The organism is Streptomyces sp. NPDC036815 (assembly GCF_055609205.1).
The window spans coordinates 44,533-57,463 of sequence record NZ_JBVJPW010000004.1; the positions used below are offsets into that span (position 1 = coordinate 44,533).

The following is a 12,931-nucleotide window of genomic DNA, read 5'->3' on the forward strand; positions in this document are numbered from 1 at the left end:
CCGGGTCTGCCCGGCGGTCTCCTGACCGACTGCGCGGGATCTCCTAGCGTCGTGGCGTGAGCCTTTGGACCTCCTTGGAACCCGCCTCCGCGACCGTCGACCCCGGCAGCAGCACCACGGTGCGACTGCGGGTGCGCAACACCGGTGACATCGTCGACGAGTACCGCTTCGAACCGGTCGGCGATCTCGCCCCCTGGACCACGGCGGAGCCGGCGGTACTGCGGCTCTATCCCGGGACGACCGGCACGGTGGAGCTGACGTTCGCGCCGCCCCGTACGCCCGACGCGCTCGCCGGCCCGCACCCGTACGCGGTGCGGATCACCCCCGCGGAGCACCGGGGCGCCGTCGTCGTCGCCGAGGGGCACCTCAGCGTCACGCCCTTCACCGAGGTGCGCGCCGAGCTGGTGCCGCCGACGGTGAAGGGCTGGTTCCGCGGGCGGCCGCAGCTCGCGGTGGACAACCTGGGCAACACCCAGGTCACCGCGTCGCTCAGCGGCAACGACACCGGCGACCAGCTGTCGTACGACCTGGAGCCCGGCAACGTCCAGATCGCGCCGGGCCGGGCCGCGTTCGTGAAGGCGACGCTGCGGCCCCGGCAGATCACCTGGTTCGGGTCCAAGAAGGAGCAGCCCTACGCGCTGGCCGTGCGGCGCTCCGGCACCGAACCGGTCAACGTGGACGGCGTCTTCGTGCAGCGTGGCGTCTTCCCGGGCTGGCTGACCGCGGTGCTCGGTGTGGTCATCGCGCTGACCATCGCGTTCGTGGCGATCTGGATGTCGAACCAGCCGCAGATGCGGACGCAGGCGCGGGACAAGCTGGAGCAGGGCGGCCAACTCAAGCCCGACAGCCCGCCCCCGCCCGCGAAGAGCGCGCCGCCCGAGCCCGAGAAGTCCGAGGAGGCTCCCAAGGACTCCGGCGGGGGCGGCGAGAAGGAGGACAAGGGCGGAGGCGGCGGTGGCGGCGGTGGTGGTGAGGAGGAGCCCGAGGAGAAGACGGCGGCCGACGCGGTGCGCGAGCTCGCCGGGAGCAGCGAGGGCCGCCACATCTGCTACCGCGCGTTCGTCGAGGGCGACGGCTGGCAGGACGCAGTCTGCGACGGCGCGGAGGCGGGCGCGGCCGGCCGGGACACGCCCATCAAGTCCCTCAACATCGCGGTGAGCGGCACCCAGGGCGTCACCGGCACCGGCGCCTTCGTGGGCGAGGGCTGGCGCAAGGGAATCCCGTGGTCGGCCGAGGACGACGGCACGGACATGTACTTCGGCAGCACCGAGGAGGCCGACCCGGCTCTGCAGGGCTTCACGTACAAGGTCAACGACGGCTCCGTGTGCAGCGACGCCTTCGTGACGGACAGGGAGTGGCTGGGCGAGGTCTGCACCGACCCCGGCCAGTGGAAGTACCACGGGAGCCCGATGGAACTGAACCTCCCGCTCCAGGCGGTCCGCTTCACCGTGTGAGGAAGGGCCCGATCCAGACGGAAAACTCTAGCCCCGCTGCTCCGGGCGGCGGGCCGCCACGTGGTGGGGCCGGTGGGCGCGCTCCTCGATCCGGGGCGCGCCGCTGTCGACGTCGCCCACCCGGACCGTCGCGCCCTCGGTGACCGGTGGCCCGGCGTCGTAGTCGGGGTAGGAGGGGAAGGGCACGGTCACCGTGACGTCCAGGGAGGGCTTGAGTTCGCCGCCCAGCGCGGACCAGATGTCGGCGAGGGAGCGGGCCTGTGACGGGGGGCCCGCGACCGTCATCAGGACCGAGAGCCCCAGCCGTCGCAGCGAGCGCGGAAGGTCCTCCGCGGCGAGGAGTTCGTGCGGCAGCAGCGTCGCCAGGACGGCGGACAGCAGCCGGTGTTCGTCCTGCGGGGTCCTGGTCCAGGCCGTCACCAGGTAGGAGAGCTGGAACCAGCGAGGGGGACGGCGGCGGCGCACGACGATGTCCCGCTCGTCGCGCACCGCGGAGTGGCCGCGCTGCCGCAGGGAGACGTCCTCCCGGATGTCGTACAAGTAGGCGTTGATCACGGGTGCGTTGCGCCGGGCCGCCCAGTCCCGGGTGGGAACGTCGAAGGAGACGTCGATGCCGGACCCGCTCAGCGCGCCGCCGCAGATCAGGCCCTTGAGAACGTCGTCCACCTCATGGATCACCCTCGTGCTCCCACCTGCCGTGTGTCTCCGTGCCGACTGTCGCGGCCCTGTCACCGATCGTGCTCCTCCTGCCGTCCGGTGGCGCAGGCACGGCGGGGACGACGGCGGGGCACCGCTGCTGCCTCATCGGGCCGCCCGCGGGCCCGGCCGGTCAGATGTAGCCCTCACGCAGGGCGTACGCCACCACGTGGGCCCGGTTGCGCAGGTGCAGGCGCGTGGTGAGGCCGTGCATCACGTTCTTGACGGTGCGTTCGGAGTACGAGAGCTTCGTGGCGATCTCCGAGGTGTCGTACCCCTCGGCCACCAGCCGCACCACGTCCACCTCGCGCTTGGTGAAGCTCAGGAAGTACCCGGGCTGGTCGTCGCCGCCCCGGTGCAGGCGCCGCACCTGGCCGATGAGCTGGCCCAGCAGGTCCGAGGGGAGCTCGCCGTCGCCCTTGGCCGCGGTAAGCACCGCGTGCACCAGGCGCTGGGCGGTCGCCTCGCGGCGCCAGACGATGGCGCCGACGCCGCACTCTATGACGTCGAGGAGTTCGTGCTCGCGGACCGTACCGGCGACGAGCACCGCACGCGCGCCCTCGCTGCGCACGGTGCGCCGCAGCCGGGTGAGCGCCGCCTCGTCGAGGTTGTCCTCGATGATCAGGGCGACCGTGGCCGGGCCGGCGTCCCCGACGAGTTCGACCTCGGGGTGCCGGCGGAGCTGGCTGAGGACGCCCTCGCGGCTGATGGGGTCCGGGGCGGTGACCGTGACGCGGACCCGGTTGGCCCTGGGCAGGACGGGCGCGGAGCGTGTGGAGACGGACGGTGCCGGGGTGGTGGCGAGGGCTACGAGGGCCGGGGGCGAGCTGGACACGCGATCTTCCTCTGGTCTCTGAGAGCCTGTCTTTGAACCCCCGTCGTCCGCGCGGAGCGCGGGCGCAGCGGCGGTCGGTGCGTGCGATCGGTGTGCGGAGTCCGAGGTCATGTGGCGGAGCCACCTGTCCTTGGACTCCGTGCGCCGAGCGTGCGTGCCGGGCGTCGGGGCGCAGGCGGGGGTTCAAAGACAGGCTCTGACGGTGGATCGTGCGGTGGCGGTTCCGCCGCGGGGGCCGGGCGCCGCGGTCCGGTGCGGACCGGCGGCGCCCGGTGGAGGTCAGGTCAGGAGCAGGACTTGAAGAAGTGCTTCCAGCCGCCGGTGGGCATGGCCGGCGGCTCGGCCGGGGTGCCGCTCGCGCCGTAGCGCTGGTCGTGGGCGGCCTTGTAGGCGCCGGGTCCGGTGCTCGCCTTGGTCAGGCGCACGCTCCGCTCCCACACCCCGTCACCGGCGTTGACCAGGGTCGAGAGGTCCGGGTAGGCGTCGCCGCCGTAGTCGGCGATCCGCAGCTGCTTGACCTCGCGGGCGTCGCCGATGTCCAGGTGGCGGGCGTGGGCCGAGCCGAGGTTCGCGCGCTTGAGCGGGCCGGGACGGTACTCGGCGACGCGCGAGTCGGCGGGGTCGTCCACACCGGAGGGGGTGACGAGGTTGACGACCATGTCCAGCTTGCCGTCCTTCTGGAAGTCGGCGACCGCGGCGGTCGCGACCTCGCCCGGCTTGGCGCCGAGCAGCTTGCCGACGGCGTGCTTGGTGCCGAACGAGCCGCTCGCGGTGCCCCACTGAACGGTCATCCTGGTGCCGGTGTGCCCGGGGTTGATGATCTTGTCAGGTCGGCCGTCGCCGTCGAGGTCGCCGAGCAGCGTCGTGGCGCCGGACAGGCACGGGCCTGCCGCCCGGGCGGACCGTCCCGCGCTGTCGGAGCCCGCCGATCCGGCGGCGCTGGCCTGGTGGCCGGCGACCGTCAGGGTCAGGGCGACAGCCGCGATCGGTGCGGCGATCAGACGTGAGCGCTTGCGAAGCATGTAACGAACTCCCCATGTGGTGGCTGCTGAGCCGAGCGTGTGGTGGCTGCTGAGCTGTGCCGGAGTACCGGAATGACCCCCGCACCCCGTACGGGGGTGTGGTGACAACGAGGTGCGGGGGATGCCCGGATGAGCACGACTCGAGCTTGTGGGGAGCGCTGCCCCAACGGCCAGGAATGCCGGTCGATTGGGGACACTGGAATGCCAGAACGGCCTCTGACCAGGCGAAACATGAGCCGCCTGGAACGCGGAACTGGGACGCGCCCCGTCCCGCCCCCGCGACGGGGCGCCGCGCCCGCATGGGAGAGTTTCGCGAGAAGACTCTGCTCACCCCACGAATAACGAGGTCAAAGCGGTGGATACCAGCGCAAGCCGGGACTTGAAGATCGGCTGTATCGGACTCGGCGACATCGCGCAGAAGGCGTATCTGCCCGTGCTCACCACCCAGCCCGGGGTGGAGCTGCACCTGCAGACGCGCACCCCGGCGACCCTCGCCCGGGTCGCGGCCACCCACCACATCCCGGACTCGCGCTGCCACACCGACCTGGACGCGCTCCTCGCCCAGGGCCTCGACGCCGCCTTCGTGCACGCGCCGACCGCCGTGCACCCCGACATCGTCACCCGGCTCGTCGAGGCGGGCGTGCCCACCTATGTCGACAAACCGGTCGCGTACGAACTCGCCGACTCCGAGCGCCTCGTGCGGCTCGCGGAGGACCGCGGCGTCAGTCTCGCCGTCGGCTTCAACCGCCGCCACGCGCCCGGCTACGCCCAGTGCGCCGAGCACCCGCGCGAGCTGATCCTCCTCCAGAAGAACCGCGTCGGCCTCCCCGAGGACCCGCGCACGCTGGTCCTCGACGACTTCATCCACGTCGTCGACACCCTGCGCTTCCTGGTCCCGGGACCGATCGACCACGTCGGCGTGCGGGCCCGCGTCGTGGACGGCCTCATGGAACACGTCGTACTGCAGCTCGCCGGTGCCGGGTTCACCGCGATCGGCATGATGAACCGGCTCAGCGGCTCGGCCGAGGAGATCCTCGAGGTCTCCGGCCAGGACGCCAAACGGCAGGTGATCAACCTGGCCGAGATCGTCGACCACAAGGGTCAGCCCACCGTCCGGCGGCGCGGTGACTGGGTGCCGGTGGCACGCCAGCGCGGCATCGAGCAGGTGGTGCTCGCGTTCCTCGACGCCGTGCGCGTCGGCGAGGTGCTCAGCGCCCGGGACGCACTGGCGACCCATGAGCTGTGTGAGCGCGTGGTCCTGGCCGCTCGGGAGCAGGCCGCCTGAGAGCCCGTGCCCCCTCGGCCGCGCACATGGCCACCAGGACGACGATGGCGCCGTGCACGGCCCAGTCGCCCCACCTGACGTACGCCGTGACGCCCGTGCCCAGCGGCACGTCGTACACCGCGGCCGTGTTCGCCGAGGTGCCCAGCGGGGAGCCGACCCGCGAACCGTCCGGCCCGTAGACCGCCGAGACGCCCGTCAGCGTGGCGTGCACCATGGGGCGGCCCGTCTCGGCGGCCCGCACCGCCGCCAGCGAGGCGTGCTGCCGGGGCGCCCAGCTGGACTGGAACGACGAGGTCGCCGACTGCGCGAGCAGCACCTGCGCGCCGTCCTGGGTGAGCCGGCGGCTCATGTCGGGGAACGCCGACTCGAAACAGACCAGCGGCCCGATCCGCAGGTCGCGCCCGACGTCCATCACCACCTGCCGGTCACCGCGCCTGCGGTCCTCGCCCGCCGCCTTGCCGACCGACGTCGCCCAGCCGAGCAGGGAGCGGGCCGGGACGTACTCCCCGAAGGGCACGAGCCGCATCTTGTCGTAGCGGTCGCCGGTCGGCCCGTCCGGACCCACCAGGACGGAGCTCTTGAAGATGCCGGGCCGGTCGGAGCGGCGCGCGTCGACGTTCACCAGGATGTCCGCGCCGACCTCGCGGGAGAGCGCGGTGATCCGGCGCGCGACGTCCGGCCGGTCGGCCAGGTCGAAGCCGACGCTGCTCTCGCCCCACACGACGAGGTCGGGGGCTTGCCCCCGCAGCGTGCGGGTCAGCTCCTCCTCGCGGGCCAGCCGGCGTTCGGCGCTCGCGGCGCCCTCGATGACGCCCGGCTGGACGACGGCGACCCGGACGCGTCCGGCGGGCTCGGGGCGCGGCGCCCATGCCCAGGCGGCGGTGGCGGCGGCGGCCACGGCGAGGATGCCCGCCACGGCGGGGACGGCCGCGGTGGCGGGGGTGACGGCGGGAGCGACGGGGGAGAGGAGCCGGGGCCCGAAGGTTCCGGTCGTGGCCCGGGGCACGGGCCGGATCGACGAGCGCGGGCCCGTGATCCAGGGCGTCGTCCGCACGGATATTCGCGACGTCGACGTACGCAGGGACGTCCGCGAAGCCGTGGCACGCACCGCTACGACCAGCAGTACGACAGCCGTGTTCAAGGCCACCACCAGCGCGCTGACCAGCCACACCCCGCCCACCGAGGCGAGCCGGAGCGCGGGCGTCACCTGCCACTGGCTGGAGCCGAGCAGGCCCCACGGCCCGCCCAACCCCTCCCAGGACCTGACCAGTTCGACCATCAGCCAGCCCGAAGGCAGCACCACCAGCGCGGCCGCGGCCCGCCCGGCCGTCGGCGCGCCGCCCAGGTACCGGCGCACGAGGCGGCCCCAGGGCGCCCACAGCAGGCCGAGCAGGGCGGCGATGACGACCGTGAAGACGTGCAGGCTCGGCAGCAGCCAGTGGTGCACGGCCACCATGAAACCGAGGCCGCCGAGCCAGCCGTCGAGCATGGCCCGCCGGCCGGTCGGGGCCGACGCGGCGAGCAGCATCCAGGGCACGAGGGCGACGTACGCGAACCACCACAGCGAGGGCGCGGGGAACGCCAGGGCGGGCAGCGCCCCGGCCGCCACGGCGACGGCGCCGCGCCACCGGGGCGAGGCGAGCATGCGCGCGGCGCGCCGCCTGTGCGGCTCCCACCGGTCGTCGCCGAACACATCCATGCAGCGCCTCCCTCGGCCCCGACGCCCGTCGTGTCACCAGTGTGCGTGCCACAGACGATCTAGGACAGTGGGCGGAACCCGCTGTTCACCGGAGGCCGCCGTGTGCTTCGACACGCACTCCGTCCCGCACTCCGTCACGTATCGGAGGTTGCCTCTCGCTGCTGCCGCTCGCCGGACAGCTGACGCCACTTCTCCGTGACGACCACGCGGCGCAGCCGCCAGCCGCCGTGCGTGCGCAGAAGGGTGAAGGAGTAGCGGCCGCCGCAGACGAAGTCCGGCGCGGTGGACCGCTCCGGCGCCGCACCGGGCCGGTCGGCGAACCGCATCGGGTTCACGTAGTCGGCCTGCACGTGCGCGGTGTCACCGGTGTCCTGGTCGAGCGTGCCGAACTCCAGCCTGCGGTTGGTGACCAGGTGCTGGCGCATGGGGAAGAGCCGCATCGTCTCCGCCAGCCAGGCGGCGATCTCCTCGGCTCCCCCTTCGATGCCGCCCGCGGAGCGGTAGTCGGCGCGCCCTCCCGGGGCGAAGAGCTGTCGGTAGGCGTCCCAGTCGCCGTCGTCGACGGCCACCGCGTACTCGGTGATGAGGGCGTCGATGGCCAACCGGTCCATCACGGCGGCGAGTTCCACACGCTGCGTCATCGGCTCAGTGTTGGGCACGCGGGGTGCCGAGCCAAGGGGCGTGCCTACGCGGCTTTCACCATCTCCTCGCGGACCGCGGCGGCCCACTCCGTCACCAGCTGCGCGTACTCACGGCGCTGTTCGGTGCTGAGTCTGCTGCCGGTGCGCAGCCACAGGTCGCGGATCCGCTCGTTCAGTTCGGAGGAAGACCGCACGGCGCCATGAGGCGGAGGGGTTAAGGGCATGACGTCAACCCTAGGGGATGGCTACGACAATCGGAACTGTCAGCTACCGCACACCTGCGCCATGTGATCGCCCCGCCCGGGTCGCCGTCCGCAGACCCGTATGGAACGGTGGAAAACAGCAAAAATGCCTGTTTCTCCATGGAAAGGGGTGGCGAGATGTCCTCGAAGCGACGCCGCAAGAAGAAGGCCCGCCGCAAGCACGCGGCCAACCACGGAAGCCGTCCGCAGTCCTGACACCTGCCCGGACCTGCCCGGACCTGCCCGGATCTGCCCGGCTTGCAAGGGCGCCTCAGCCCGCCGATTCCCCCGCGTGCGGGCTGAGGGCGCCGGTGGCGACGAGGGCGATCAGGACGATGCCGAGCAGGATCCGGTAGTAGACGAACGGCATGAAGCTCTTCGTGGTGATGAACTTCATGAACCAGGCGATGACCGCGTAGCCGACGACGAAGGCGATGATCGTGGCGAAGATCGTCGGGCCCCACGAGACGTGTCCCTCACCCGCGTCCTTCAGCTCGAAGACGCCGGAGGCCAGGACGGCGGGGATCGCCAGCAGGAACGAGTAGCGGGCGGCGGACTCCCGGGTGTAGCCCATGAGGAGGCCGCCGCTGATGGTCGCGCCCGAGCGTGAGACGCCGGGGATCAGCGCCATCGCCTGGCAGATGCCGTAGATCAGGCCGTCCCTGACGCCGAGCTCCCTGAGGTCCTTGCGACGTCGTACGGCGCGGTGCTTGCCGCCCGTCTCGTCGCGGGCCGCCAGGCGGTCGGCGATGCCGAGGACGATGCCCATCACGATGAGCGTGGTGGCGATCAGCCGGAGGTCGCGGAAGGGGCCCTCGATCTGGTCCTTGAACGTGACGCCGAGGACGCCGATGGGGATCGAGCCCACGATGACGAGCCAGCCCATCTGCGCGTCGTGGTCCGAGCGCGGCACCTTGCCGAAGAGCGAGCCGAACCACGCCGACAGGATCCGCGCGATGTCCTTGCGGAAGTAGATCAGGACGGCCGCCTCGGTGCCGATCTGCGTGATCGCCGTGAACGCGGCCCCCGGGTCGTGCCAGCCCGCGAACGCCGCGGTCAGCCGCAGGTGCGCGCTGGAGGAGATCGGAAGGAACTCGGTCAGCCCCTGGACGAGTCCGAGGATGAAGGATTCAAGCCAAGACATGAGAACTGCGCCGTCCAAGTACTGATCATCAGGCCGCGGGTGCGGGCGTAGCGGTCATAGAGGGGCGTGGCTGAGGCGTGGCTGAGAGGCGACCGCGGTGCGTGCGGGGCGGAACGCCGGGGCGCGAGGGGTGATCACGTCCCTCGTCGTGGGGCAGCGTAGCGGGCCTGGGTTACGAGACGGTGGGAGGGCCGATCGTGGGCTGTGCCGCGGGGCCTGCCGTCGTCCATCCGGGCGCCTGCGGATACGCGGTGAGGTCGTCGTGGCGGACGAGGTCGACGAGGCCTTCGCGACGGTCCTCGAAGCGTTTCAGAGCCTGCCTTCGAGGCTCTCGCCCCGCTTCGACGGGTGGGCGGCCCCGCGCTCGCGGTCGCGGAAGTGGTGGCGCTTGAACCAGGCCACCGCCGCCCCGCCCAGACCCGTCACCGCGATGAACCCCATCGCGACCAGGAAGACCGGTGACGTGGGAGTGGAGGCGCGGGCGCCCGCGATGACGTACGCGGCCGTGTTCGGGATGGACCCCAGGCCGGTGGCGATCAGGAACGGCAGCCAGCCCATGCGGGAGACCGCCGCGCAGTAGTTGGCCGCGGCGAACGGCACACCGGGAAAGAGCCGCACCGCCAGCATCGACCGGAAACCGTGCCGACTGAGCTGACCGTCCACGGCCTTCAGCCAGCGCCCCCGCAGCAGCGGCCGCAGCGCGTCCTGGCCCAGCATCCGGCCGAGCCCGAAGGCGATCCCGGCACCGAAGACCGTGCCGGCGATCGCCGCGACCAGACCCGCCTGGGAGCCGAAGAGGGCACCCGCCGCCAGATTGAGCAGCGGCCGCGGCACGAACGCGGCGGTGCACGCCCCGTACGCCACGGCGAACAGGGCCACCGCCGTGGCTCCGCCCAGTTGCGCGGGCCAGCCGTCGGAGAGGAGCCGCTGCGGTTCGAAGAGCAGCACCGATGTGGCCGCGGCGGCCAGCAGCAGCACGAGCAGGGACAGCCGCGACCACGGCGACAGGAGCGCTCTGGCGCAGCGCACCGCGAAGCCCTGGGGACGGGTGGCAGCGGTCTCGGACATCCGGGAAGAGTATCCGGAACATGTGTCTGATCGCCGTATGGTGCGTCTCATGAGCGTCACAGTCCCGCGACGAACACCGAGCAGCGAACTGGCCGACGAGATCCTCGGACGGCTCGTCACGAGCTACTCGCAGGCGGCCGATCCGGGGCGGGCCGCGCAGATGAGGGCGTACATGAAGGACGTCGCTCCCTTCCTCGGCCTGACCTCACCGGTGCGCCGCGAACTGTCCCGCGCCGTCCTGGCCGGCACCCCGCGGCCCGACGAGAGGGACTGCGCGGCGATCGCGCTGCGCTGCTGGGAGCTGCCCGAGCGCGAGTACGCCTACTTCGCCGTCGACTACCTCCGCCGCCACGTGCGGCGCTGCTCGTCCGGCTTCCTGCCCGTCGCCCGCCGCCTCGTCACGACCCGCTCCTGGTGGGACACGGTCGACGCGCTCGCCGCACACGTCGTCGGCGGGCTGGTCGCGGCCGACCCGGAGCTGCGGACCGCCATGGACGAGTGGATCGAGGACGACGACCTGTGGGTGGCCCGCACGGCCCTTCTCCACCAGCTGCGCCACAAGTCGGCGACCGACGCGGAGCGGCTCTTCGCCTACTGCCTGCGCCGGTCCGGCCACCCCGACTTCTTCATCCGCAAGGCGATCGGCTGGTGCCTGCGGGAGTACGCCAAGACCGACCCGGAGGCGGTACGGGCCTTCGTGGCGCGGGAGCGCGACAGGCTGTCGCCGCTGTCGGTGCGGGAAGCGCTGAAGAACCTCTGACGCCGCAGGGCCACCCCCGGACAACTCCGCTCTCCGTGCGCCCGGTTCGCGCGAAAATCATTCGACGTGGGCTTTTCCTTCGGTGAGGATCAGTCCATGTTCCGGTACGCCTTCCTCGCAGCCACGCCCGCAGTCGCGGGCGCTGCGAAGGCTGCCGTCCTCGCAGCCGCCGCCTTCGACGGCACCCGAAGCTGACCCTCTCCGGATACTCCGGCGGACCCCGCAGGGGGAGGGTCGGTCCGGCCCCGGGGTCCCCGTCCCGACCGCGCGCACGCCGCGGGACCGGGAGAACGGCTTCGAGTTCCACAGAAGGAACCACCATGTCCAAGACGGCTTACGTCCGCACGAAACCGCATCTGAACATCGGCACCATGGGCCACGTCGACCACGGCAAGACCACCCTGACCGCCGCCATCACCAAGGTCCTCAGCGAGCGCGGCGCCGGAGGCGGTACGCAGTACGTCTCCTTCGACCGCATCGACCGCGCGCCGGAGGAGGCGCAGCGCGGCATCACCATCAACATCGCGCACGTCGAGTACGAGACGGACACCCGGCACTACGCGCACGTGGACATGCCGGGTCACGCGGACTATGTGAAGAACATGGTCACCGGCGCGGCGCAGCTCGACGGGGCGATCCTCGTCGTCTCGGCGCTCGACGGGATCATGCCGCAGACCGCCGAGCACGTGCTGCTCGCCCGGCAGGTCGGCGTCGACCACATCGTCGTGGCCCTCAACAAGGCCGACGCGGTCGTCGACGGCGAGGACGCCGACCTCGCGGACCTCGTCGAGCTGGAGGTCCGCGACCTGCTCTCCGCGCACGGGTACGGAGGGGACTCGGTCCCCGTCGTCCGCGTCTCGGGGCTCAAGGCCCTGGAGGGCGAGCCGCGGTGGACGTCGGCGATCGAGGCGCTGCTCGACGCGGTGGACACGTACGTGCCGATGCCCGAGCGCTATCTCGACGCGCCGTTCCTGCTGCCCGTCGAGAACGTGCTCACCATCACCGGCCGCGGCACCGTCGTCACCGGCGCCGTCGAGCGCGGCACCGTCCGTCTCGGGGACCGCGTGGAGGTCCTCGGCGCGGACACGGAGACGGTGGTCACCGGCCTGGAGACCTTCGGCAAGCCGATGGCGGAGGCGCAGGCCGGGGACAACGTGGCGCTGCTGCTGCGCGGTCTGCCGCGCGACGCCGTGCGGCGCGGCCACGTCGTCGCGGCGCCCGGCAGCGTCACGCCCTCGCGGCGCTTCACCGCGCAGGTGTACGTCCTGTCGGCCGGGGAGGGCGGCCGCAGCACACCGATCGCCACCGGGTACCGGCCGCAGTTCTACATCCGCACGGCGGACGTGGTCGGCGACGTCGACCTCGGTGGCGTGGCCGTGGCCCGGCCCGGCGAGACGGTCACGATGACGGTCGAACTCGGCCGCGACGTACCGCTGGAGACCGGCCTCGGCTTCGCGATCCGCGAGGGCGGCCGGACCGTCGGCGCGGGAACCGTGACCGGGGTCGTCTGACGGAGCGTTCGGCCCGGCCGCCCGACCCGGGCGGCCGGCGGTGCCTCACTCCTCCAGAGCCGTCGCGATGAGGTCGAGATCCCTGAGGAGCGCCGCCATGCGCGGGGGCGGGATCGGCTCGACCATGCGCTGTTCGACGGCGTAGACGGCGGCCTGGACCGCGGCCAGGCGTGCGCGGCCTTCCTCGGTGAGGTGGGCGGGGCGGGCGCGGCCGTGGTCGGCGGTCTCGGGGCGGGTGATGAGCCCCGCTTCCTGCAGGCCGCGCAGGACGACGTTGCCGGACTGCCGGGTGACGAAGGTGGCGCGGGCGAGGTCGGCGTTGGACATGCCGGGGTGCAGGGCGAGGAGTTCGAGGGTGGAGTACTGCGGCACGGTCAGTCCGTGTTCGCGCAGGACCTTCTCCATGGCGCCGCGCAGGGCGGCCTGGGCGCGTTTGAGCAGGTAGCCCACGTGCTGGGTGATGTCCTTCGCGGGCTCGGGGGACTCGGGCTCTTCCATGTCAGCATTTTGACATATGAGCCGCGGTGGCCCTACCGTCATGCATGTCAAAGTTCTGACATCCCGACGTGAGGAA

14 protein-coding genes are annotated in these 12,931 nt (G+C 72.2%); 5 read left to right on the forward strand and 9 right to left on the reverse strand.

Annotated elements, in window-relative coordinates:
- Positions 1–56: 56 nt before the first annotated feature.
- Positions 57–1,454 carry a hydrolase gene (locus tag ACZ69I_RS11155; protein ID WP_470831644.1) on the forward strand — a complete coding sequence of 466 codons (1,398 nt, stop codon included), beginning with the start codon at positions 57–59 and terminating at the stop codon, positions 1,452–1,454.
- 27 nt (positions 1,455–1,481) lie between these two features.
- On the opposite strand, the gene ACZ69I_RS11160 is transcribed toward ACZ69I_RS11155, so the two are convergent.
- From ACZ69I_RS11160 to ACZ69I_RS11170, 3 genes are all read right to left on the reverse strand, one after another.
- Positions 1,482–2,132: a Pvc16 family protein gene (locus ACZ69I_RS11160; protein WP_470831646.1), complete on the reverse strand. Its 651-nt coding sequence runs from the start codon at positions 2,130–2,132 to the stop codon at positions 1,482–1,484.
- A gap of 151 nt (positions 2,133–2,283) precedes the next feature.
- Positions 2,284–2,907: a helix-turn-helix transcriptional regulator gene (locus ACZ69I_RS11165; protein ID WP_470832034.1), complete on the reverse strand. Its 624-nt coding sequence runs from the start codon at positions 2,905–2,907 to the stop codon at positions 2,284–2,286.
- Positions 2,908–3,269: 362 nt separating this feature from the next.
- Positions 3,270–4,007: an FG-GAP repeat domain-containing protein gene (locus tag ACZ69I_RS11170; protein WP_470831648.1), complete on the reverse strand. Its 738-nt coding sequence runs from the start codon at positions 4,005–4,007 to the stop codon at positions 3,270–3,272.
- A gap of 379 nt (positions 4,008–4,386) precedes the next feature.
- On the opposite strand from ACZ69I_RS11170, the gene ACZ69I_RS11175 reads away from it, so the two are divergent.
- The gene (locus ACZ69I_RS11175) at positions 4,387–5,292 is read left to right on the forward strand and encodes a Gfo/Idh/MocA family protein (protein WP_470832035.1); all 906 of its coding nucleotides are present in this window, start codon (positions 4,387–4,389) and stop codon (positions 5,290–5,292) included.
- On the opposite strand, the gene lnt is transcribed toward ACZ69I_RS11175, so the two are convergent.
- The 3 genes from lnt to ACZ69I_RS11190 form a co-directional block, all read right to left on the reverse strand.
- The gene (gene lnt / locus ACZ69I_RS11180; RefSeq protein ID WP_470831649.1) at positions 5,216–6,991 is read right to left on the reverse strand and encodes an apolipoprotein N-acyltransferase; all 1,776 of its coding nucleotides are present in this window, start codon (positions 6,989–6,991) and stop codon (positions 5,216–5,218) included. The two genes, ACZ69I_RS11175 and lnt, sit on opposite strands and share 77 nt — an antisense overlap.
- Before the next feature lie 134 nt (positions 6,992–7,125).
- The gene (locus ACZ69I_RS11185) at positions 7,126–7,632 is read right to left on the reverse strand and encodes a nuclear transport factor 2 family protein (protein WP_467676346.1); all 507 of its coding nucleotides are present in this window, start codon (positions 7,630–7,632) and stop codon (positions 7,126–7,128) included.
- A 44-nt stretch (positions 7,633–7,676) separates the two neighbouring features.
- Positions 7,677–7,826, reverse strand: a complete 150-nt coding sequence (locus ACZ69I_RS11190; protein WP_389722311.1) for a hypothetical protein — start codon at positions 7,824–7,826, stop codon at positions 7,677–7,679.
- 186 nt (positions 7,827–8,012) lie between these two features.
- On the opposite strand from ACZ69I_RS11190, the gene ACZ69I_RS11195 reads away from it, so the two are divergent.
- Positions 8,013–8,090 carry a 50S ribosomal protein bL37 gene (locus tag ACZ69I_RS11195; protein WP_466231358.1) on the forward strand — a complete coding sequence of 26 codons (78 nt, stop codon included), beginning with the start codon at positions 8,013–8,015 and terminating at the stop codon, positions 8,088–8,090.
- A gap of 55 nt (positions 8,091–8,145) precedes the next feature.
- Here ACZ69I_RS11195 and ACZ69I_RS11200 read toward each other — a convergent pair whose 3' ends face one another.
- Together ACZ69I_RS11200 and ACZ69I_RS11205 are read right to left on the reverse strand one after the other, a co-directional pair.
- A complete protein-coding gene (locus ACZ69I_RS11200) occupies positions 8,146–9,018 on the reverse strand; it encodes an undecaprenyl-diphosphate phosphatase (RefSeq protein WP_470831650.1) in 873 nt (290 codons plus the stop codon).
- Positions 9,019–9,327: 309 nt separating this feature from the next.
- Positions 9,328–10,086, reverse strand: coding sequence for a TVP38/TMEM64 family protein (locus ACZ69I_RS11205; protein WP_470831651.1), 759 nt, complete (start codon positions 10,084–10,086; stop codon positions 9,328–9,330).
- A 49-nt stretch (positions 10,087–10,135) separates the two neighbouring features.
- Between ACZ69I_RS11205 and ACZ69I_RS11210 the strand changes: the two genes are divergently transcribed.
- Positions 10,136–10,846, forward strand: coding sequence for a DNA alkylation repair protein (locus ACZ69I_RS11210; RefSeq protein WP_470831653.1), 711 nt, complete (start codon positions 10,136–10,138; stop codon positions 10,844–10,846).
- 320 nt (positions 10,847–11,166) lie between these two features.
- On the forward strand, positions 11,167–12,357 hold the full coding sequence (gene tuf / locus ACZ69I_RS11215) for an elongation factor Tu (RefSeq protein ID WP_470831654.1): 1,191 nt from the start codon (positions 11,167–11,169) through the stop codon (positions 12,355–12,357).
- A 45-nt stretch (positions 12,358–12,402) separates the two neighbouring features.
- On the opposite strand, the gene ACZ69I_RS11220 is transcribed toward tuf, so the two are convergent.
- Positions 12,403–12,855, reverse strand: a complete 453-nt coding sequence (locus ACZ69I_RS11220) for a MarR family winged helix-turn-helix transcriptional regulator (RefSeq protein ID WP_470831656.1) — start codon at positions 12,853–12,855, stop codon at positions 12,403–12,405.
- Between the last annotated feature and the right edge of the window lie 76 nt (positions 12,856–12,931).